Source organism: Xenorhabdus griffiniae, assembly GCF_001028135.1.
In the GTDB taxonomy this organism is placed as follows: Bacteria; Pseudomonadota; Gammaproteobacteria; order Enterobacterales; family Enterobacteriaceae; genus Xenorhabdus; species Xenorhabdus bakwenae.
This window is the reverse complement of sequence record NZ_LDNM01000022.1, coordinates 878-25,846: the sequence shown is the minus strand read 5'-3', so window position 1 is coordinate 25,846 and position 24,969 is coordinate 878. Positions and strand designations below refer to the sequence as shown.

Here is a 24,969-nt window from a genome sequence, read left to right as displayed (position 1 = left end):
ATGAAGATTCTGAACATTCTTGTCAACCACACCGTAGAGCCGTTGCGCAGCCATATTGTCCGTTATTTGCTGGATGCAGGCCACTTTGTCTACTTAATCGGTCTGAGTGACGCTGAACAAACGCGCTGGACAGGTTCGCAGCACAACCTCTTTTGCTATTCCGACGTTGGCGATCAGCGCATCGACTATGAGCTCTGCCTAGAAGAAAGCGCCTCGGTGATAGGCCCCATCGTCCGGTTAGCCGTTTTCGCCGATCAACAAAATGTGTTGTTCCAAATTCATGCTGAAGAAGACGGGAATATCAGGGCGTTAGCGGAGCGTGAGCTGCCGTGGCGGGAAGCCCGGCGAGCGTTGTCGCAGACGGTGTTGGGCGAGTTGTTCATCGATGGCGTGGTCATGCTCAGCCGTGAGGCGGAAGATCTGGATATTGCTCTGCCTGAAGGGCCAAACCGAGTTGCGGATTGGCTGGTCGCCCAGCAGAAGGTGCAGCAAGAGCACCGAGCGCTGGAAAGCGACGAACAGCGTTATGGCTGCTTCAATCTGAGGAATGAAGTGTCTACCGTTAACGATGCTGCGGTGGTTCAACTGACGGTCGATGGCGTTGCGCAGCCGCAACAGGCTTTGCTGTTGGCTTTCCAGTTGCAGTTTCTGCTCAACGCGCGTCGGCCTGGGCTCTATGCACTGCAATTGCAAGATAGGCAACGCAGCAGCAAAGTATTACGGTTACTCAACGGAACGGAAACATACGCCGAGCTGTTTCCTTGGTTGGTACGGGCGCTGCAGGGGGATCCGGCGAACCCATTCTACGAATCTCATCATGACGGCCGTTTTTTATCTGTGGTTGGTGTGGATGTCATCATGGATGAGGCGGGTGTCGACACGGCAGCGGCTCCGGTCAGGATCGTATGGAACAGCACGCGCTGTACGCTCAGTCTGCAATTTTACGGGGAAAATCCATTTTTCGACGTTTTAGTCGCTAATATCGATGAGTTTATGGCGGCGAACGCCACATTCATGCGTAACGAAGGGGATATAGATGCATTGACCGGCGTGTCTGAAAATGTCTACCAACGTTATTATGCGAAAATTAATGCCACACAATGTGAATATCCGAGACAAACTATCGTCGGGATGTTTGAACAACAGGCACGGGTGCTTAACGATCACCCTGCAGTGATAACGAAAAATGAAACGCTCAGTTATAGAATGCTGCAGCAACAGGCCAGCCGCCTGGCCGACTATCTGCAACGGCAATATGGGGTAGCGGCAGGCGACAAAATTGCCTTGATGATGCCGCGTGAGGCGGAGTTGGCAGTATGCCTGATGGCCGTGCTTAAGCTGGGGTGCGCCTATATTCCGATCGACAAAAATGCGCCCGTAGTGAGGACCTATTCTATTTTGGCCGATGCCCAGCCGGCGTTAATCATCGGTGCGCATGCTCAGTCTGCCGGCAGCCTGCCGCAAGGGCTGAATTATTTGGATTGGCGCGAATATGCTGCTTCTCCCTTCGCCGGGGCCGACGGCTGTAACGAATTCCCCTCCCAGGCTGAGGCTTCGGCATTGGCCTATATTATTTACACCTCGGGAACAACGGGTAAGCCTAAAGGGGTTGCCGTAGAACACCGCAGCTTTGTGAATATCGCCAGCGATATTTCTCGACGCATGTCTGTGACGCACCAGGATCGTTTTTTAGCGATCACCACGTTGGCGTTTGATATTTCGACTCTGGAAATATTTATGCCGCTCATGTTTGGCGCTACGGTGGTATTAACCGACCAGAAGACGTTGTTGGCGAATAATGACTTGCCGCACTTTATCGCGAGTCATTCCGTGAGCCTGATGCAGGGGACGCCTTCTTTTTGGCATCAGATCTCGCAGCAATATGCCGAGACAACGCTACCCGTTCGGGCATTGTGCGGTGGGGAAGCGGTACCGCATGCGGTGGCGCGTTGGTTGTCAGAAAACACCGAGCGTGCGTGGAATGTGTATGGGCCAACCGAAACGACGGTTTGGTCCACGGCGGCCGAACTGTTGCCTGGGGTTGATAGCGTCACCATTGGGCGCCCGCTGGCGAATACCCAGTGCTTTATCTTGGACGAACGGCGATGTTTACTTCCTCCCGGCGTGATCGGGGAAATGTATATTTCGGGGCTGGGCGTTGCGCGCGGTTACTACGGCAATGCGCGTCAGACGCAAGCAAGCTTTTTGCCGAACATTTGCCCCAGCACGCCGTCAGCCTGGTTCGGCCCCGTCATGTACAAGACGGGCGATCGCGTGCGTTGTTTGCCCGACGGCAGATTTGAATACCTCAGCCGATTGGATAACCAGATAAAATTGCGGGGTCATCGGATAGAACTGGGTGAAATAGAGTCGGTTCTGCTGACCTACCCCGGGATGCAGCAGGTTGTTGTAAATTTACAGTCGGCCAATGAAGAACAGCAGTCGTTCCTGGTTGCCTATTATCAGGCCAAATCGCCGGTGGCACGTCAGCAGTTGCAGGATTATCTGGTGACGCTGCTTCCGGACTACATGCTCCCCAGCGCTTATATGTACCTGCCTGAGATCCCCTTGAATATGAATGGCAAAGTGGATCGCAAAGCCTTGCCGACGGTACAAGCGCAAGATAAATCGCATTATGTAGCGCCGGGAAACGAGTTCCAGCGATGCCTGTGCCAGCTATTCCAGGATGTATTGGGGAGCGAAAACGGACGGGTCGGCATTACCGACGACTTTTTTGCTTTGGGAGGAAACAGCCTGTCGGCCATTCGCTTGGTAAATCGAATAAACGGTGCGCTTCAGTGCGATCTGAAAGTGAAAGATATTTTCGAAAGAAAAAATGTGGCCAGGTTAACGCCATTGGTGGCAGCAGGGCGCGGCAGTTTCCTTTACCAAGACTACCAGATTGCGCAATGTGATGAGACCCATCTGTATCATCCTTTCCCGCTGAATAATGTTCAGCAATCTTATTATCTGGGACGAATGAAAAGTTTCTATCTCAGCGAGGTCTCTACCCATATCTATAATGAATTTGTTTTCGACCATCTTGATCACGAGAAATTGGAGCGAGCCTATAATCAACTTATTGCACGTCATCCTGCGTTGCGCTCCGTATTTGAAGAGGGAGAGCAGCGATTCTTAAGTGCGGTAGCGCATTACAAAATAGGCTACCACTCGCTGAGAAATGAAGACGAGCTATTGGCTTTGCGCGCCGAGTACTCGCACAAGGTTTACAAACCGGATTGTTATCCGCTGTTCGATATTTTCCTGAGCGAGTATCAAGGGAAATACCTTCTGCATGTCAGCTTCGATGCCATTATCATTGACATGACCAGTTTTGAAATATTATTCGGCGAGTGGATTGCGCTATATAACGACGAAAATCTGGCGCTGCCGGCGCTGGACGTCAGTTACCGCGATTATCAGTTGCAGTACGAGTGCCTACGCGGCGGCGCATTATTTGAGCGGGCGCAACAATATTGGCTGCAGAAAATCGATGACTATACGCTGGAGGCCGGATTGCCGCTGGCTGCGCATCCCGCCAGGATCGATAAGCCGAGCTTCCGGCGTTTGTCTGCGACGATACCTATGTCGAGCTGGCAAAAGATCATCGACAAATGCCAGCGCTTCAATATTAGCCCGACCGCTCTGATTCTTGAACTCTACAGCAGAACGTTATGTTATTGGTCTGGTCAAGAGAGCCTTTGTCTTAATTTAACGCTGTTCAACCGTTTACCGTTACATTCTCAGGTCGAGCAAATTATTGGCGATTTTACCGTTTTAAGCCTGTTCAATTACCAACGCCAAAATGGCGTTGCGATGAGCGAGCAGCTATCGGCGATCCACCGCACCTTGCTTAATGACGTCGATAATAATTTATTTGACGGCATTGACGTACAGCGTTTATTGAAACAGCGGCGGAATCTGCCCGCCAATACGGTTATCGCGCCGGTGGTGCTGACCAGCGTGCTTGGCATGAACAATAAAGCGAGCATGTTTGAATTACCGTTTAATGAAGGATATCGCGGTACTCAGTATGCGATCTCCCAAACGTCCCAGGTGTGGCTCGACCATAAAGCCTACGAAAACGATGAAGGATTCGTCGCCGAGTGGGATTACGTCGAACAATTGTTCGATGAGAAAACCATCGAGGCCATGCACGAAGGCTATTGTTCTCTGATTCGATGGGTGGCAGAACACGATTGGGAAACCATGTCATTCCCGCAACCTGAACTGCCGGCGGAACATGCGGAAGCGGTCATGCGCTGGAATGCCACGCAAAGTACGGTGTCGGAGCAAACGCTGCACGGGCTGTTCCTTTCCAGCCTGGAAACGCCGCAAACGGCCGAGCGCATTGCGGTGATCGAAACCGAAGGCGAACGCCACTTTACCTACGGCAGGCTGGAGCAGGACAGCAACACGCTGGGACGTGCGCTATTGCGGCATACCAAGGGCGAAAAGGGGCGTATTACCGCTATTCTGCTGGAGAAAGGGTATGCGCAGGCCGTCGCAACCCTCGGGATCATGAGAAGCGGCGGCGCTTATTTGCCGTTGCACATCGAATGGCCATGGGAGCGCATTCGCGACATTCTGCAGCAAGCCCGGTGCGATATCTTGCTGCTCTCCGCTCAGCAGCGTCATGGTCTGGCTCATGAGCTGTCGACGTTGCCTTCGGATATCACGATTTTGGTGTTCGACGAGATATTGGCGCCGGCGCAGGAACGTGTGCCGGCGGAGGTAGCCTGGCCGGCCGTCAAGGCTAACGATCTGGCCTACATTATTTTTACCTCTGGCTCTACCGGTAAACCGAAAGGGGTGGCGATCGATCACCAGGGGGCGGTCAATACCGTCCTGGCTGTTAACCAACGTTGGTCGGTCGGCCGGGAAGATCGAATACTAGCGCTGTCCGAGCTGAGCTTTGATCTGTCCGTTTACGATCTGTTTGGCTTGTTGGCTGTGGGGGGCGGCGTGGTGATCCCTTCCCAGCGTGAAACCAAAGCACCGCAATCTTGGGTGGCCGCGCTGCGCCGGCATGACGTGACCCTCTGGAACTCGGTGCCGCAATTGGCGGGTCTGCTGGTTGACGAAGTCGAACCTGCGACGCAGGCGCTATCCCGGTTACGACTGTTCCTGTTGAGCGGCGATTGGTTGCCGCTCAATTTGCCTGATCGCCTGAAAGCCCAATCACCAGACGGCAAGATGGTGAGCCTGGGAGGCGCGACGGAGGGCAGCATCTGGTCCATTTGGCATGAAATCGATCGGGTAGACGCGAGTTGGAAAAGCATTCCTTATGGCGTTGCTATGCCGAATCAACAGATGTGGGTGCTGGATGAGTGGGGGAGTGCTTGTCCTTTCGGCGTAACCGGAGAAATACATATCGGTGGGCTCGGCGTTGCTCAGGGATATTGGCAGGCTGAGACGCTGACTCGGGAACGCTTCATCTATCATCCAACCTATGGACGCCTGTACAAAACCGGCGATCTGGGGCGCTGGTCGGCGGAAGGTTATATCGAGTTCCTCGGGCGAAGAGATGCCCAGGTCAAGCTTAACGGTTACCGCGTGGAGCTGGAGGATATCGAGAATAACTTGAGCCAATTACCTGGGATCCGGCAGGCGATCGTACGGCTAAGCGATGGTGACCTCATGGCTTACGTTGTTCCCGAGGCACAACAGCCGGTGCCGCTCTATTTTGCTAACCGCGACGCATTCGTGCTTTCGTTGCCAGCGTTACGTCAAGATCTGCAACCTTCGCGAGCGATACCCTATCCGCTGGATGAAACGGTGTACCGTGCTCGAAAGAGTACCCGCCAGTTTACCGCGGAGGCGTTATCCGCCGAAACCATCAGCGGCCTGTACGAGGCGCTGCCGGGGTGGTTGACGCAACAGATGACGCAAGAGGGAAGCGCGCTGCCGCCTGCGTCTCTGGCCGGGCTGTTGGCCGTGTGCGCCGGTTTCCGTTCGCCGCAGCGCGCGTTGCCAAAATATCGCTATCCTTCGGCCAGCAGTCTCTATGCGGTGCAAGTTTATCTCGGGCTACCGGCGGCGATGGGAGAATATGCCGCGGGTTATTACTACTACCATCCGCTGGAACAGCATCTGTACCAGGCAGCAGCGCCGGGGGAGCGCCCTGGGCCTTATCTGGATTTGGTTGTTCGGTGGGAAACCATCGCCGCTTTATATGCCGAGCGCGCATTCGCTTTGGCGCAGATAGAGGTCGGCCACATGTTGGCCTTGCTGACTGAGCATCTCCAGTCTTTGGGCGTAGCTTATTACGTCAAGCCCGCTGACGCCGTTTCACCTGACGATGGTGCATTAGCATGTCGGATTCATCTCGGCGCTTGCGCCGTCACTTCACCACCGCAAGTCAGCGTTGATTTCAGCGTGATGGAAAACGAGGGGAGCGCCTATGTCGCACGCGCTTCAGGGCGGCACTATTGCCTGGGAGAGACCTCCGTGCTGGCCGAATCATCCGACGTGTACGGGGTGCTGCAGTCGTCTCAGGTGTTATTGCAGGCCCATGGCGCAAAGAACGCGTGCCATTATCAGGCCAGTGGCTGGATGATGCAGCGGTTTGGCGCGCTCGCCGCCCAGCGGCGAATTGGCGGCTGCATTCTTGGCGTAACGCCAACCGAGAACACGTTGTGCAGCATGGCGATAGGTTATGCGCGGTCCGAGGATGAACCGGCCTTTGACGTTCCTGCGCTCACTGTCTCGATGACCCAGACGATCAGACGGCATTTGGCGCGTCGTTTGCCGGACTATATGTTGCCGCAGCACGTTACTCTGATCCCGGAAATCCCCCTGTCTAACAACGGTAAAGTCGATACATCACGCTTGCCGAAAGTCGTCAAGCACAGCGAGTGTCTGGCTCCGCGCAGCGATGATGAGATACGGATGCGTCGACTTTGGGCGGAGCTTCTGGACAAGCGTGAAGAGCGAATCGGTTGTGACCAAAGCTTCTTCACTCAAGGGGGGAATTCGCTTCTGGCTATGCGATTGGTACGCAAGATCAACCTCGCGACGGGAACCGAGATGCGTCTGGAAGATCTCTACAACAACAATACGATTCAGGAAATGGCGGCGTGGGTCGCCGGGCAACCTTGTGGCAACGGCAGAGAAGAAGGGGCGCTGTAATGATGTTGACGGATTTACTGAACAACCTGAAAAAAAATAACATTTTATTGTGGGCCAAAGCGGACGATCGGTTGGGCTTTTCTGTCGACAAGGATATCGGCTTTGATGCCGATCTGAAGGCTGAAGTGGCGGCACGCAAAGGCGAATTGTTGACGCTGTTGCAGGACAACGGCGTGACCAGCGAACAGCTCGCGAAGGAAAAGCCTTTTCTGAGGCTGCCGCCGAGTGGCTGGCCACTTACGCTGGACTCAATTCAGCAAGGCATGTATCTGCAAAGCGACATCGACGGCTTGCCGTACACCTATACGGTACCCTTGTTCATTGGGTTGCCGCAGGTGGATATCGCGCGGTTGCAGAACGCACTGCAAAACTTTTTACGGCATCAGCCCCTGCTGCGCCAGTCGATTGATAGCGACATGAAGCGCATTTTTCTGGCGCCTGAGCAGTTCGCACTGGAAGTAGAAAGGATTTCCTGGTCCGAGCTGGAAAGTAAAAAGCGGGCGTTGGCACAACAAACTTTCCCTATGCCGGAAGGGCAGTTTGCGCGCTTTGTGCTGCTGGTGCGGGCTGAGACGCAAGAGGCCGTTTTGGCGTGCGTTCACCATCATATGCTGTCTGACGCTCCTTCCGTCCAGCACTTTGCTCATCAACTGTTGAGTGCATACGCCACACCTTCTGTATCGGCGCAACCTGAAGCGGGGTACCTGGATTACTCCGCATACCAACAGTGGCGGGTGCGGCAAGATGATGTCCAGGCGTTCATAAAATCGTTGGCCGCCCGTTTGAATCAGGCGGAACCGCCGGCATTGCGGCAGCGCCATCTCTCTGGCGTGGAAAATCGTGCCTTTGCCGTGAAGGCAGAATTGACGTCGGAGGTCGTCGCGCGTTTGACTCAGGCATGCGGCGAACGGGGACTGACGCTCTATTCTCTGTTGTTTACGACGTTCGCCCATGTATTAAGGACCTTTAGCGGCCAGGACAGCGATTTCCCTATTGGACTGACAGTGATGAATCGCCCCGAGGCGTTCAGCCGCGCCATCGGACCTTTTATCAGCACCCTGCCGGTCATCGCCGCATTGCGCGCAGACCAAAGCGTGTTGAGCAATGTCAAAAGCGTTCAGCACGATATTTTGCAGTTGCAGGAACATCCGTGGGTGAACATTGGGCATTTGGCCCCGGAGATCGACGGCGGCGCGGTACGCATCAATGAACTGGTTCAGCTGCTATTTACCTTCCATAACTTTGAAAACGGCGACATCGCCGTGCCCGGAGTGGAATATCGACTGGAGCCTTATCCCGATCTGGCGGAAAAGTTTGGCATGTCCTTATTTGCCGCTCAACGAGACGGCCAAATCGATTTCACGTTAACCGCGGCGGAAAATCGTTACGAAGAGGAATACATTCGCAACATTCTCGAGGCTTTGGTTTATGCGCTGGGCCAGTTTGATCGGCAATCCTGGGAGACGCCGCTCGAACAGACCGATTTAATCATGCCAGCCCAGCGTCGGCAGGTGTTGTTTGAATGGAATGACACGCGCTGCGATTATTCAGAAGATGAACATATCGCGTCTTTATTGGAAGCGCAGGTGGCGCTGACGCCGGACAATATCGCCTGTGCGGATCGCCATCAGCAATTGACGTATTGCCAGTTGAATCAACAAGCCAATCAGTTGGCGGCCACCTTATCGTCACGCGGGGTGGGGCACGGCGCATGCGTTGCGCTGTGTCTGGATCGCAGCGTCGAGCTGTTGGTCGGCATTTGGGCGATCCTGAAATTGGGGGCCGCCTATTTGCCTGTCGATCCGGCATTTCCCGACGATCGCCTCGATTACATTCTACAAGATAGCCGGGCCGACGTGATTATCTGCCATCAGGCCTACCGACACCGGGTGGCGGCGCAAGGGCGGCGGCTGGTGGTGATGGATGATGAATCGCTGCGCCACGAGCTTGAGCAGTTGAGCGATGAAAACATGGCGCGTCAGATATCACCAAACGATCTGGCCTATGTCATCTATACCTCCGGGACCACAGGGCAGCCCAAGGGCGTGATGTGCACGCACCGGGGTTTGATCAACCGTATCCAATGGATGAATAAATCCTATCCGCTGACGGCAGCCGATCGGGTGTTACAAAAAACGCCGTACATTTTTGATGTCTCCGTATGGGAACTGATTTGGGCCTCTCTTTACGGCGCCAACATCGTTTTCGCCGATCCGGACGGCCACAAAGACGCGGATTATCTGGTTGAGTTGATCGAACGCGAAACCATCACCGTACTGCATTTTGTGCCATCGATGCTGGCGGCTTTTACCGAGACGTTACAAGGCATTCAACGCGAGCGAAACGTCAGCTTGCCGAGCTTGCGCTACGTGTTCTGCAGCGGTGAAGAACTCAAGCTGACCCAGGTCAAAGGGATTAAGCAGTGTTTGCCGCATATCGCCCTGCACAATCTTTATGGGCCAACCGAAGCCTCCATCGATGTGCTGTATTTCGACTGTAACGATCCGGATATAGATAAGGTCCTCATCGGGCGGCCGATTGATAACATGAAAGTGTTGGTCCTGGACAAAGGACAGCGGCTGTTGCCGCCCGGTGCTGTGGGTGAACTCTACCTTTCAGGCGTCGGGCTGGCGCGCGGTTATCTGAATAAAGCGGCGCTGACGGCGGAGAAATTCATCGTCAATCCGTATTGCACCGAATGGGATGAGCGGGCGGATGACTATGCCTGTTTGTATAAAACCGGTGATTTGGTGTATCAGCGGAATGATGGGCAAATCGTTTATGTTGGCCGCAATGATTTTCAGGTGAAAATACGCGGATATCGCATTGAATTGGGTGAAATCGCCCAGCGTCTAGAAGCGTTTGACTTGGTGCGCCAGGCGGTGGCGCTGGTTTATCAACAGCCCCATCCCCGCCTCGTAGCCTATTACACGGCGCAGGCACCGTTGCCGGAAGCGACGCTGCAACAATTTCTTGCCGCCGCATTGCCCGAGTACATGGTGCCGGAGACCTTTATCTGGTTGAAAGAATGGCCCGTCACGGTGAATGGCAAATTGGATCGGCGTGCGCTTCCTGAACCGTCCCTACCGTCCGTACAGGAACGTGTCGCACCGCAGTCGGAGAGGGAAGCGCAGATCGCTGCCATTGTTGCGGAAATGATGGGGATCGATGAAGCGCTTTTCAGCTGTGAGGCTAACCTGTATCAATTGGGGCTGGACAGTATCATGGCGATCAAGCTGGTGAGCAAATTGCGCCAGGCGATGGGCGTATCGATCCGAGTGAAAGACGTGTTCGCCAGCAAAACTGTGCATGCACTGCATTTACGTCTCGCTCAGCATCAGCAGCAGGTGATGATTAAAGGTAAACGGGAGCAGGGCGTATTGGTTGGCGAGCTACCGCTGCTGCCTGTCCAACGCTGGTTCTTTAACTGTGCATTCCCTTATCCGAGTTATTGGAACCAGGCGTTTCTGCTGGATGTGCCGGCGCTGGACGTCGATCGCCTGCGCGAAGCGCTGCACGCATTGGTTCAACATCACGATGCGCTGCGCCTGACGTTTGCGGCTGATGATTTGTCGCATTGGCGCCAAGGTTATCAACCGATGGCGGACGCCATCGAACTGCGGTGTCACCATGTCGAACGTTCGTTACCGCAATGGCCAGAAGCCCTGTCCGCCGTGCTGACCGAATGGCAAAGCGATATCGATCTGGCCGACGGGCCGCTTTATCGTTTTGGTTATGTCACGGGGTTTGACGAGGGGCGGGCACGCATTTTCTGCGCTTGCCACCATTTGGTGCTCGATAGCGTCAGCTGGGGCATTCTGGCCCGCAATCTGGCGAACGCCTACCACGGTGAAAGCCTGGGGGATAAGGGAACGAGTTATCGTCAGTGGACTGAGCACTTCGAGCAATATTGTGCCAATCACGCGGAAGAGGCGTCTTACTGGCGGGACATGATGGCGGACTACCGCCCCGTTGCGTTGCCGGCTGCGCGCGGCGCTACGATGGCATGCAGCCGCCTCGCGTTATCGATAAAAGCGACGCAGGCGCTGCAAACCGAGGGTTTACGTGCCTTCAATGCGAAAGTCGACGAATGTTTGCTGGCGTGCGCAGACGGCATGCTCGCTCAATGGTTTAACGGGGAGCTGACGCATGTGACCATTGAAGGGCACGGACGCGAAGAGATAGATGGCGCTCTGGACGTTCATCGTTGCGTCGGGTGGTTCACGTCACTTTATCCCTGCGCGCTTTCATCCTCTCCCGATCCGGCAACGCGTTTACAGGCGGCCAAAGCGCAACTGCGCGGCATGCCTCATCAGGGCGTGGGATTTGGCGCGTTTGCCCGTGAGCTGGGGCTGCCGTTGCCCAATGTTTGTTTCAACTACCTGGGACAAGTGACTTCGCCGGATGAAAAGGATTGGGCGCTGGTCATGTCGCCGGTCGGTAAGACGCGCCATCCTGACAACGGCTTGCCTTTCGGCATTACGCTCTTTAGCTACATAGAGCAAGGCCGGTTGCAGCTCGAAGTCGTCAGCGGTTTGTCCGGCGAGCAAAATCAACAGTTGCTGGAGGCCTGGGAGGCGGCCATAGACACGCTGATAACGTGCTGTGAACGGCAGGGAAGAACGCAATACGGTCTTGGCGATTTCATCAATGTTGCGGATGAACGTGACTTACAGCATTTACCTCTGCAGGGCGGTGCGGAAAACGGCGACAGCTTCGCCATGACCGAGATTCAGAAAGCCTATCTGGTTGGGCGCCTTGAAAACTATGAGATCGGCAACGTCGCCAACCACATCTACAACGAGTTCGTTTATCCGCGTCTTGATGACGAACGTCTGGAACAGGCGATTAACCGATTGATCGCCCTCTGTCCGGTGCTTCGTACCGTGTATGACGCGGAAAGTATGACTCAGCGCTTCATTTCGGTGTCGCAGGCCGGCCATTATGTATTGGCGGTGAATGACCTGCGTCTCGACGATGAGGCTACCGCGCTGGCGCGCGTGCGCAAACGTCTGTCCCATCAGGTCTATCAGGTCGACCGTTTCCCGTTGTTCACTTTTGAAATCAGCCGGCTGCGCGATCGTGACGTGCTGCATATCAGCCTCGATCTGATTTTGCTGGATGTGCAAAGCCGTCTGGCGCTGTATCAATTGCTTAATGCGCTTTATCGGGGAAATGCCATGCCGCCGCTGGCGACGGTGAATTTCAAAGACTACCAAGAGCATCTGGTCCATCTGAAGGCCTCCCGTTGGTATCAACGAGATTGCGCTTATTGGCAGGACAAGCTGGCCGACATGCCGCTGCGGCCAAACTTACCGCTCAAGGTGCCGTCGGCCACGGTTGAACACCCGCGCTTTGCAGAACATACGCTATATATAGACAAACAAATTTGGCAGGATTTCAAACGGCAAGCTCAGCATTATCAGGTCTCATACTCTTCGGTATTGCTGAGCCTCTATGGGTATCTCATCGCGCGATACTCCGGCAACAGCGAGTTTCTCATTACCATGACGCTGTTCAACCGCTACGCTGTTTGCGAGGACGTGAACGACATCTTGGGCGATTTTACCTCGACCAACCTGTTCCACTTTCGCGATGCCGGCGAGGATCTGTTCACCACCATCGGGACGACGCATAAGCGCATGTGGGACGACATTCAGCATGCGTTGTACAGCGGGTTGGATGTGCAGCGCGATCTGGTGAAACTGCACGGCCTGGATCGCCATTCGGCGGTGTCGCCGCTGGTCTTCACCGGCGTCGTGGGGCAACAAACCGGCGATTGGGATAAACAGGCGTATCTGGAAGACAGCGAGGCGCGCGAACAGCGATATTGGTGTGCGCAAACCTCTCAGGCTTGGATCGACCTGCAGGCTATTGAAGTCGATGGCCGCTTTATGAGCAAGTGGCTTTATGTCGAACAGCTGTTTGATGAAGAAACCATTGCGCATCTGAATCGCGCCTATTGCCGTCTGATCTCGCTATTAGCGCAGCAGCCTTGGGAAACGCGGGTGGGATGCGAAAACTATTTGCCTGAAGCGCAAAGAGAAATGATGCATCAGGCAAATGCCGTCAGTCAGCCTCTCAGCGAAGAAACCCTGTTCAGCGCGTTCGATCTGTTGGCGACGCAAGCACGGCATCGAGAAACGATCGCGGTGTATGACGGGGCAGCGGCGATCGGCATGACCTATGGTCAATTGAAACAAGACAGCGATGCTTTGGCGCAGTCGGGGATGGGCTCATCTGCACCGCTGATTGCCGTATTGGCGGAAAAAAGCTATGCCCAGGTCTGCGCCTGTCTGGCGATCATGAAGGCCGGCAAGGGCTATCTGCCGTTGCATGTGGAGTGGCCGGCGGGACGCATCGCCGATATTTTACAACAGGCCGGCGTAGAACAACTCTGGCTGACCCGGGCACAGTCGGGGCGTGCGGATATCCGAACACTGAGCGAAGCGGGTTATCAACTCCTGATCATCGAGGACGGATTGGATAACGTGACCGCTTTGCCACAGCGTTCCGGCTTGCCCCACGTCAGCGCCGCCGATGTGGCCTATGTCATTTTCACTTCCGGTTCCACCGGGCGGCCAAAAGGGGTCACCATCGATCACCGTGGCGCAGTGAATACGCTGCAAGCGGTAAATCGACGCCTCTCGCTGACCTCTGAAGACGCCTTGTTCGCGCTGTCTGAATTGAGCTTCGATCTCTCCGTCTATGACATTTTCGGCGCACTTAGCGTCGGTGCGGAGATCGTCTTACCGGCTCAAGAGAGCGTAAAAGACCCGGAGCGGTGGTTGCCGCTGCTTGCTCAGCGTGAAGTGACCGTCTGGAACAGCGTTCCACAGCTTGCCGGGCTGCTGGCCGATGCCGTGGCACGGCAGGGATGCTCACTGCCAAGGCTGCGCGCGTTTTTAATGAGCGGCGATTGGATCCCGCTGAATTTGCCGGAGACGTTGCGCACGCTTTGGCCGCACGCTGACTGCATCAGCCTGGGCGGGGCGACCGAGGGCAGCATTTGGTCCGTTTGGTACCCGATAGAGGCGATCGATCCGGCCTGGCGTTCCATTCCTTACGGCACCGCGATGCCTCATCAGACGCTTTATGTTTTGGATCCTCAGGGGCAGATGTGTCCGGTCGGCGTGACCGGTGAGCTCTATCTTGGCGGGATGGGGGTGGCATTAAATTATTGGCGAAATCCACAGCTCACGGCGGAGCGCTTCATTTCGCACCCTCGCCACGGACGCCTATACAAGACGGGCGATTTAGGGCGCTGGCATGCGGCAGGTTATGTCGAATTCCTGGGGCGCAACGACTTCCAGGTCAAGCTGCGCGGGCATCGCATCGAGCTCGGGGAGATTGAAAGCCGGCTTCTGCAATGCGGCGGGATCCACCAAGCCGTGGCGCTGGTGATGGCGCAGCCGGCACCGACGCTGGTGGCTTATTACGTCGGTGAAGCGAACGCTGACGAGAAAATGCTCCGTTCGCGACTGGCTGAACAATTGCCGGAATATATGGTACCGGCGCATCTTATCGCTTTGGATGCCTTGCCGCTGACGGCCAATGGCAAACTGGACCGCAACGCCTTGCCGCTACCCGCGGCCGAAGATCAGGCGGCCTACTGCCCGCCGCGTGACGACCGTGAACATCAACTGTGTCGGCTGTGGGGCGATATCCTGCACGTGCCGGCGGATGAGCTCAGTACCCAGGCGGATCTGTTCCAGTTGGGCATCGACAGTATCGCCAGTATCCAAATGGCGGGGCGGTTAAGGCGTGAATTGCAGCTGGATGTCACGCTGAAAGAGTTGCTGACTTATCGCACCATCGCATCGTTCTACGACACTGTGCTCGCCCGTCAAACCGTTGGCGGCATCCAGACCGTTCAGCGCGAAACGGGGTCTTTGAGCGGCGCAGTTCCGCTGCTGCCCATCCAGCAATGGTTCCTGGCACATGATCTGCCGCATCCGCAGCAGTGGAACCAATACGGGCTGTTGGTGGCGCCTGGCGTGACAATGACCCGTCTGCAACGCCTGTTGCCGTGCCTCGTGGCGCAGCACGACGCGTTCAATCTGCGCTTCGAAAAAGATATCCAGGGAGAATGGCGTCAATGCTACCAGCCGCAGGCTACACTGCCGCCATGCCACGCTTTGGACATTCGCACATTGTCGCTGGCGGAAGACCACCCGGATTTCGATGCCGCACTGTTGCAGCGTTTTGCCGACTGGCAGCAGGCGTTCGATCTGCAGGCCGGGCCTTTGGCCGCGTTCGCCGTTCTTGAAGGATACGCGGACGGCAAGACCAGGGTGTTTGTCGCTTGCCATCACCTGATTGTCGATGCGGTCAGTCTGCACGTGATCGTCGACGATTTACGACGCCTGAGCCAAGAGGAAACGCTGCCGGAGAAGGCCAGCAGCTATCGCCAATGGGTGAACCATCTGCGGCAACGTGCGCAAATTTGCTCTCATGAACGTGAAAAGTGGCTGGGGCAATTGCCGGACAGCGAAGTTCATGCGTTGCAAGCGTTGGGCGGAACCGCGACGACGCATCATGCCTTGGCGTGGGGAGAAGGGCCATCGCGCCGTTTGATGCAGCACCTCGCCATGTTTGACATGCAGCCACAGGACATGGTGGCCTGGGCGGTTGGCCGCGTCTTGCATGATTTGACCGGACAAACCGCCTTTAGCCTATGGTTTGAGGGGCACGGTCGACAAGCGGATGAACGAACGCTGGATATCTCCAGGACGATGGGCTGGTTCACCAGTCGCTATCCCGTGCGTTTGAGCTATCAACGCGATGCCAGGGAACATTTGCTCGCGGTGAAAAATAACCTGAGACGTTGGTCGCAGCGGGCGGAAAACTTCGGTGCCCTGTGTGGTTTGCCTGTGGTGAGAGAGGATGGCATCAGCATTAACTACCTGGGCAAAATGGAGACGGCGGGAGACTGGGCGCTGGATCACCGTTTTGTGGGGCTGCATCGCCATGCCTCTCAGGAAGGGACACATCTGATCGATATCGTCGTGTTGAACGTTGGCGATCGTCTTGAATTGCGGGTCGAAAGCCGGCTGCGGGAGCATGACGCGGCCTGGCTGACGCAGCGGCTCATTCGGGAGTTGGAGGATGGTCTGGTATCGATGAATTGGCCGTCCTGGCGTTGGCTAACAGAATCGGATGTCGATTTCGCCCTCCCGCAGCCGCATTTGGACCGGCTGCAACACGCGCAGGCGGTTGATGCGGTCTTCATGGCCAATAGTTTGCAGCAAGGGATGTTGCACCATTCGCTGGCATTTGGCGACGCCGATCGTGTGTATCGCGTGGCTACTCGCTGGGATTATCACTGTGCGATCGAACCCGAGACGTTCAAGCGGGCGTGGCAATGGGTACAACAACAGTTCTCCTGTCTGCGGTTGCGGTTCGATTGGCGCGGTGAAATCGTGCAGGTCGTGGACCATGAAGGGCGCTTCCCTTGGCGCGTCCATGACATCAGCCATCTGTCGCCTGAAGAGCGGGAACTCGCCTTGCACAGGCTGCAGGAAAGTGAGCAGCAGGTCAGCTTCGATCTCCAACAAAGCGGATTGTATCGTGTCTGCCTGGTCAAACTGGCGGATGAGCACTTCGCTTGCTTGTTCTGTGTACATCACGCCATCCTCGATGGTTGGAGCAGTCCGCTGCTGGTGGGGGCGCTGCATGATGCTTACCTGACGTTTGCGCACGGACGTGAGCCGGCGGACCGGCCGGATCTCTTTGCTTCGGTTCAGCGCTACATTCAACGGCATCGCGACAGAGACACGGATTTCTGGCGCGACTATCTGAGATCGGTCGACACCTCACAGGATCTGAGCGGATGGCGCCGCCCGGATGCGGAGTCATCGGCGATATCGGCCATCAAGAGCGTCTCCGCCGCGGGGATTTGCCGCTGTGAACTGAGCGCCGAAGAACGCCGGTGCGCGCTCGAAGCTGCCCAGCGCCAAGGCATGACCCTGAACGCCCTGCTGCAATACGCCTGGCACAAGGTGCTCGCACTCTACTCCGGTGCTGCAGTGACCGTAGTGGGCACCGTGGTGGCGGGCAGGATGCTGCCGTTGAATGGTATCGAAAACACGCTGGGCATGTTCCTCAATACGCTGCCGTTGAAGGTGGAGCATCAAAGCGATGTGCCTCTGATTCAGCAGGCATATCGGCTGCAGCAAGATATTAATGAAGCCAATACCCGATGCCTGGTCGATCTGGCCCAGCTGCAGCCTGCGGGCCAACGCCTGTTTGACTCGTTGTTCATCTATGAAAATTACCCGCAGCCTGATGAAGACCGCCACCGCGAACTGCGTCATCAATTCGTCGGTCGCAGTGAGCAGAGGGATTATCCGTTGGTCGTCAGCGTGGAGGAGGATCCGGACGTTCTGCTGATTAAGCTGGAATATGCGGCGGAGTACTTTGATGCGGCGATGATGCGGCAAGCGATGGCACTGTTAAAACATATCGTCGGCCACATGGCGAAAGACGCGAGTGCGGAGACGGTGGCGATAGCTCCGGTTTATTGTGAGCCTGAGCAACCATTGTCGCTCCCTGCGCCGGGGAATGCCGCCACCTTATCGCAGGTGTTGGCGCACTATGCATGCAGCCGGTCAGACGCTCCGGCGCTGAGTGACGGCGAGCGCAGCTGGAGTTACGCCCAGCTTGATGCAGAGGTGACGCAACTCGCCAATCTCATCGCCGGCTGCCTTGAGACAACGCCGCACGCGCCTATTGCCTTGCGACTGCACAGCAAGGTCTTGATGGTCATGGCCTTGTTGGCGATAGGGCGACTGGGCGCAGCTTATGTGCCGTTGGACAAAGACTATCCTCAGGAGCGGATCGATTTCATCCTGCGGGACAGCCAGGCGACCGCCGTATTGACGATGTCTGAGGATGAAGAGGCAGAGTACGGTATTCCGTCTATTCCCTTGTTCGGCACCGCGGGAGAGCCGCTGTGGCGCAGACAGGCCACAATGCCGACGTTCGCGCCTGCGGCGGAGAAGACCGCCTACATACTTTACACTTCCGGCACGACGGGTAAACCCAAAGGGGTTAGCGTGGGGCATGGGGCGCTGCTCGCCACATTGCGAGGTTTCTGGCAGCAGTACTTCCAGGGCAGAGAGACGCTGAAAACGTACAGCATGACCAACCCCGTTTTCGACATTTTCGGTCTTGAATACGGTTTGCCGTTATTGAGCGGCGGCTGCGTTGCCTTGGGAACTCACCATGTCGCTACGCTGGATTGCCGTAAGTTCGATTTCATCCAGTCGACGCCAAGCATGCTGGAAATTGTCCTGCCGGTATTGCAGGGGGGCGAGGAATGTTTGCTTCTGGTCGGCGGTGAAAAACTTGAGCCGCATTTGGCGCAGAAGGCCCTGGCTGTTTTCGCGGCGCTCGTCAATGTCTACGGCCCGACGGAAACCTGCATTTGGTCAACCGGTAAACATTATCGGCGTGCCGCGACGGATCGCGTTTTAACGATAGGCCTCCCTCTGCCGGGAGAACGTTGTCTGGTGTTGGACCCGGCAGGGAGACCTTTGCCTGTCGGGGCCATCGGCGAACTCTATATCGGAGGCAGCGGCGTGGCCGAGGGTTATCACAACCAGCCTGAGCTGACCGCCTCGCGCTTTGTCTCACTGTCGTTCGCTGAGGGGATATGGTATCGCAGTGGCGATCGCGCGCGTATTTTGCCAAATCGTGAAATAGCGTTCCTTGGGCGGCAAGATCAGCAAGTCAAGTTGCACGGCCATCGTATTGAGAAGAGCGAGATTGAGCAGGTTATATTGCAGCACGAGTCAATCTTGCAGGTCACCGTGCAAATTTGCCAAGTGGCGGGGGATGGGAACGTCGGCCAGGCGTTGGTCGCCTATTATGTGGCGCAGGGCGAAATTGACGCCGGGCAGTTGAATGAACACGTCGGCCAACAACTGCCGGGTTATATGGTGCCTGCCTATTGGATAGCTTTGTCTGCCTTGCCGCTGAACGCTAACGGCAAGCTGGATGTTCGTGCCTTGCCGTCGGTTGACGTCGGCGCGGCATCACCACCGGCGCAGAGCGAAATCGCAACGCCGCTGGTGAAGCAGTTGCAGGCTATCTGGCAAGAATTGCTCGGTTGCGAGGCGGTGGGCGTCAATACCTCGTTCTTTGAACTGGGTGGGAACTCCATCATGTTGACCCGGCTCTATGGCATGTTACCCGACCAGGTTCAGCAAAAAGTCGGTCTGATAGATCTCTTCCGTCTGCCGACCATTGCCCGCATTGCCGCGCATATCGAAGGTCGCCAACATGAAGCGGCGCCAGCACCGACGTCTGGGCCGATAAATGCCCAGGACGATATCGCCATTGTGGGGATGGCGGGCCGCTTCCCCGGCGCGCAAACGCTGGCGGCATTCTGGCAACGGTTATGCGATGGCGAAGAGTTTATCACGCATTACTCGCGTGAGGCGCTGGCGGCATCGGTGGAACCCGAACTGCTGGATCATCCGCATTATGTTCGCGCTCAGGGTATGCTCGACGATATCGATCGCTTTGATGCCGATTTCTTCGGCTGTACGGCTCAGGAAGCGCGTCTGATGGATCCGCAGCAGCGAATTTTCCTGGAATGCGCCTGGCATGCTTTGGAAGATGCGAACTGCGATCCGCAGCGCTTTGCCGGCGATATCGGCGTCTATGCGGCCATCGGCAACAGCAACTACGAACGAGACGTTGTTTTACCGAACATACCGCAGGCTGATTTGATCGATCATTACCAGTTGATGATTCATAACCAATCCCACTTTCTGGCGACAAAAACGGCGTACAAGATGAATTTAACCGGGCCGGCGATGACGATCCAAACGGCTTGCTCATCCTCGCTGGTCGCTGTTCATCAGGCTTGTCGGGCCTTGCAGGCAGGCGACTGTCAGGTCGCATTGGCAGGCGGCATCTCCATTGGCCAATTAGCGCGCGGCGGCTACCTGTACCAGCCGGGGATGATCTTCTCACCTGATGGTCACTGCCGTCCGTTTGATGCGCAAGCGTCGGGAACCATTGAGGGACAAGGGGTAGGCATTGTCGTGCTGAAACCTTTGGCGCAAGCGCTGGCGGACGGTGATGCTGTGTATGCCGTTGTGAAAGGATCGGCAGTGAATAACGACGGGCGGGAAAAAATGGGATTCACTGCGCCAAGCGAGAGCCGTCAACAGGCGGTGATTGCCAAGGCACTGGCCGATGCCGGCGTCACGCCGGCGGACATCTCCTATGTCGAAGCGCACGGCACCGGCACGCCATTGGGCGACCCCATTGAAATTGCCGGGTTGAAAGCGGCCTTCGCCGGACAACAGGCGGGATACTCCTGCGCAATAGGCTCGGTGAAAAGTAACCTGGGGCATTTGGATGTCGCGGCCGGCATCGCAGGCTTGATTAAAACGACGTTGTGCCTGCAGCATCGCACGTTAGTTCCCACGCTACATATGCAGCGTGAGAATCCGGCATTGAAACTGGCAGAAGGGCCGTTTTATGTGAATGTTGAAACCCGCGACTGGGAAAGCGCCACAGGGCTTCGCACCGCCGGCGTCAGCGCTTTCGGCATTGGCGGCACCAACGCGCACGTTATCCTTCAACAGGCGCCGAACACGCCGACAACCGCGCCTAGGCCCGATCAGCGCAATATGCTGTGCGTTTCTGCGGCGGATGACGCGGCTCTCGGTCGGATGAGCGAGGCTCTGGCCAATCATTTGGAAACGCATCCTGAGGATTCGATGGAGGCGGTTGGCTATGCCCTGATGGCGCAGCGACACCGCTATGCATGCCAACGGTGGATATCCGGAGATTCGCGGGAAGCGGTCGTCGCGCGGCTGCGCGAGAAGGGCGAAACGGTGGTCCGACCTGCGTTCGAGGCGCAGGTGGCCTTTATGTTCCCGGGACAGGGCGCACAATTCGTGGGCATGACACAGGCGTTATATGAAGCTGAACCGCAATTCCGAGCAGAGGTCGAGCGTTGCCTCGCATTGCTCGAGCCGATGATGGGCGGTGAAATAACGCGGGAAGACGTGTTGGCGAACGGGGAGAGCGTACACCACACCGCAGTCACTCAAGTGGCGCTGTTTGTGTATGAATATGCGTTGGCGCAGTGGTATCGCTTCCTCGGTGTTGAGCCGACGGTGATGATTGGTCATAGCCTGGGCGAATATGTTGCCGCATGTATCGCCGGCGTATTTTCACTGGAGGATGCGCTCAAGCTGATGCTCAAACGCGGTGCGCTATTGGCGCAAACCGCACCGGGGGCGATGCTGGCTATCAAACAGTCGGCGGAGGCCGTAAGCGAACAGGCCGCCTCGTTGGGCGTCGATATCGCCGTCGTTAATGATGCGGGAAGCTGTGTCATTTCCGGCGCGGCGTCGGCAATCGCCTCTTTGCAGGCGAGCTTGATCGCCCAGGGTGTATCTTGCCATCCGGTTAAGGTTTCGCACGCGTTCCATTCGCGTTTATTGGAGCCTGTGTTGCCAGAGTTTAAGACCGCGCTGCAAGAGATCGCCTTCAACGAGCCGCAGTTGCCGTTTATCTCCAATTTGACCGGCCAGCGGGCAACGGCGGAACAGGTTTGTCAGCCCGAATATTGGGTGCAGCACCTGCGGCATACGGTGCAATATGATGCCGGACTGCGCACCTTGCTTGAACGCTGTGCCGATGACAATTGGGTGCTGCTGGAAGTGGGGCCGCGGCAAATTCTGAGTACGCTGGCGTTGCGCCATCCGGCATTGGGAAATGCGACCGTTGTCGTTTCTTCGCCGCGCAACGCTACTGATGAGCGGCAGGCTGCGCAGATGCTGTGGCGTTCCGTTGGCGCGCTGTATATGTCAGGTGTGGAAATCAACCAGGAACATTTTTGGCGGTGTACGGGGCAAGCGTCTTTGCGCTTACCGGCATATCCTTTCGCGCCTCAGCGGCATTGGTTCGGTGTGATGAATCCACCCGCTCATTCGCGGCCGGCCCCGGCTCCGGCGGCGACAGCCGGGCACGAAGGGGATATGCAACAACGGGTGGCAATGCTGTTCAAAGAGGTTCTGGGTTGTGCGTCGGTCGATCCACAGCGCGGGTTCTTCGAACTGGGCGGCGACTCGCTGAGCGCATTGCAACTGATTGGCCGCCTGCAAAAAATGACCGGTATACGTCTTGAGCTTATGGCCATGGAACAGCCGAGCGTCGTGCAAATAGCGCAATCGCTGGAGGCTCATGCGACAGCGAAGCCTCAGGGCGAAAGCGGTTTGGTGAAGCTGCGCAACGGTGAGGATGAGGGGACGATGCCACTTGTGTTGATCCACCCCATCGGCGGCGACATCTATTTCTACCGGGAGTTGGCCCAATGCTTGGGGAGCAGCAGAACGATTTACGCTATACGTTCACCTCTACTCAATGGCTCGGGCGCCTTCGAGAGCATCGAACAGTTGGCGGGAGAGTATCTGGCTTTGCTGGAGCCGCATCTTGAGCGAGGCGAATGTTGCCTGGCCGGTTCTTCGTTTGGCGGTATTATCGCGTTTGAAATGGCGCGGCAGTACCAAGAGGGAAAACATGTGTCTCTACCGGTAGTGATGATTGACTCCCCAGGACAGGGAAATCTGCCTGCGGCCATGACGGATGAACAGATTTTGGACTACCTGCTTTCATTTGGCCTGGTGTCGCTGGACATTGATTGGGATGCCTGGAAGGCGATGACCCATATAGCGGATAAAATCCATTATTTATCTGAGATCACCAAAGGAACCGCGGCCGAAACGCTCTTTTCCTCGGCGTTCTTACCTCGTTACTTGAGCACCTGGCAACGGCATAACGTTATGATGCAGCGTTACCACCCGCATGCGTTGATGAGTGATGTGCTGTTTTTCTCTCACCGTGAGGTGATTGCAGATTTTCCTGAAAATCAAAGCAAGTTCTGGCATCCCTGGGTGTTGGGCCGCTTCGAGGTACAGGTAATTCCAGGGAACCACTTGACGATGAACGCGGGAGAAGGTGCGGCAATGATGGCGGAAAAAATGACTTCGTGGTTAGGGCATTGGACACTGGCTTGATGGCACAGCGTGTTCGCTATACCTGAGGGCAAGTCAGCGGGATAAACCATCCCGCTGAACCCGCGACGGTATTGATTTTTGATTACTCCGCTCCTGTTCTCCGCGGTGGCGGATGGAGTCATGTTCTTGCAAAACAGAGGAAGCCGTATGTGGTTTGAGCAAATAAAAAGTGGTTCCGGTGGGGATGATGAGCATATTTTATTTTGTTTCCCTTATGCCGCCGGAAATGCTGAGGTATTCGTGCCATTCTCTCACTACGTCAATAGCAATACGTCCGTGTACGCCATGCAACTGCCCGGCAATGGGCGCCGCTTTTCAGAGGCGTTGTGCAATGATGTCTGCAAAATTCTGGATGAGGTTGAACGAGAAGCCGCGATCCTTATGTCGGGAAAACCGTACTCATTCCTTGGCCACAGTAATGGCGGATTATTCGCCTTTGAATTGGCGAGTCGTTTTATCGCTCAGGATAAACCGCCGGCGCGAATTTTTATCGCTGCAGAAGCACCGCCGCACATTACGGATTTTAAGCATGATCCGATGCATTCAGATGATGATGAAATGGCCGAAGTATTGCGTCGTTATGGCGGAACTCAACCCGATATTTTGGATGACGTTGATTTCAGAAGCTTGTTTTTTCCTATTATACGCAACGAGCTGTCGATTAATTTTCATATGAAACGGGCGTTGAAGGAGAAGACTATCGATTATCCTTTGGTGTTGATCCACGGCAGCCGCGACAGCACTGTTTCAAAGACGGACATGGCGGCTTGGGCGCGCTATACAAGCGCGCATATCGGTCTGCACACCGTTTCGTCGGATCATTTCTTTATCAATCATCAGCCGAAAGACGTGGCAGAGATTATAAATAGGTTGCTTATATAAAATGATAGGGAATAAGCACCGGGACTTTCCACATAAAAAGGACTATCTGATGATCATTTAAACGATGTAAAAATTAACCATAAAATTTCATGCTCTTCAAACATATTGAATAGGGTGGTCAAATACAGGATGTGTCACTAGGCACTGTATTTCCTTAAGACCGTGATCCCAGCCAATTGCTGGGATTTTTTGTTATTAATTATGCGATGTTCGACTTTTATGGTGAGTTGAAATGACATAGCCGCTCCTTTATAACTTTAAGTCGCCAAACTGAGAGAAATAAAGGAACAAAAGACTATGTCACAGCAAGATTTTATCATTTGGGTGTTTTGTTGGGTAGACGATAATTTAACGCAGTTACAGCAAGGTACACAACTCAGAAACCGAGGATATCCGCCTAAACTGAGCGATGCAGAAGCCATCACGATGGAAGTGGTGGGTGAATTTTTAGTTTTTTCAACGGATAAAGGTATTTGGACTTACTTCCGTGACCATTGGCGTGAGTGGTTTCCGGGGCTAGGTTCACGCGCCAATTTTGCTAAACAAATTGCGAATCTTTGGGCAGTTAAACAAAAATTGCAGGAAAAACTGGCGAGGTTATTGGGTGCATTCGGCAGACCAGTTCATATTATCGACGGATTTCCGTTGCCGGTTTGTGGATTCAAACGAGCAAAAGGCAGTCGCAATTTTAAAGCAACTTGTATGTTCGGTTTGCTTTTAAAATCGTTGCATAGTGTAGTACCGGATGGCTGGATGACAGGAGCAACTTTGGCTATGAGCCAGTAAGACAGATTTTGCAGCAGCCATTCATCCTCAGTATATCGAACAGTATCTCTGGCACCTGCTGTATCCGGCGTCTCTATGAGTATGGATACCCGCGCCACGATGAGTTCTGCGCCTGATGAACCTT

At 55.5% G+C, this 24,969-nt stretch carries 3 protein-coding genes and 1 pseudogene; all 4 read left to right on the top strand.

All coding sequences use genetic code 11. The features are described 5' to 3' along the window. The gene (locus AAY47_RS06960) at positions 1 to 7,131 is read left to right on the top strand and encodes a non-ribosomal peptide synthetase (protein WP_047768234.1); all 7,131 of its coding nucleotides are present in this window, start codon (positions 1 to 3) and stop codon (positions 7,129 to 7,131) included. After that, complete coding sequence (locus tag AAY47_RS06955) at positions 7,131 to 23,177, top strand: hybrid non-ribosomal peptide synthetase/type I polyketide synthase (RefSeq protein ID WP_047768233.1); 16,047 nt, start codon at positions 7,131 to 7,133, stop codon at positions 23,175 to 23,177. The genes AAY47_RS06960 and AAY47_RS06955 overlap by 1 nt, the downstream gene beginning before the upstream one ends. A 147-nt stretch (positions 23,178 to 23,324) precedes the next feature. Continuing rightward, positions 23,325 to 24,059, top strand: coding sequence for a thioesterase II family protein (locus tag AAY47_RS06950; protein ID WP_047768232.1), 735 nt, complete (start codon positions 23,325 to 23,327; stop codon positions 24,057 to 24,059). A gap of 297 nt (positions 24,060 to 24,356) precedes the next feature. After that, positions 24,357 to 24,770, top strand: a pseudogene (locus AAY47_RS06945) (IS982 family transposase); the annotation flags it as partial. Between the last annotated feature and the right edge of the window lie 199 nt (positions 24,771 to 24,969).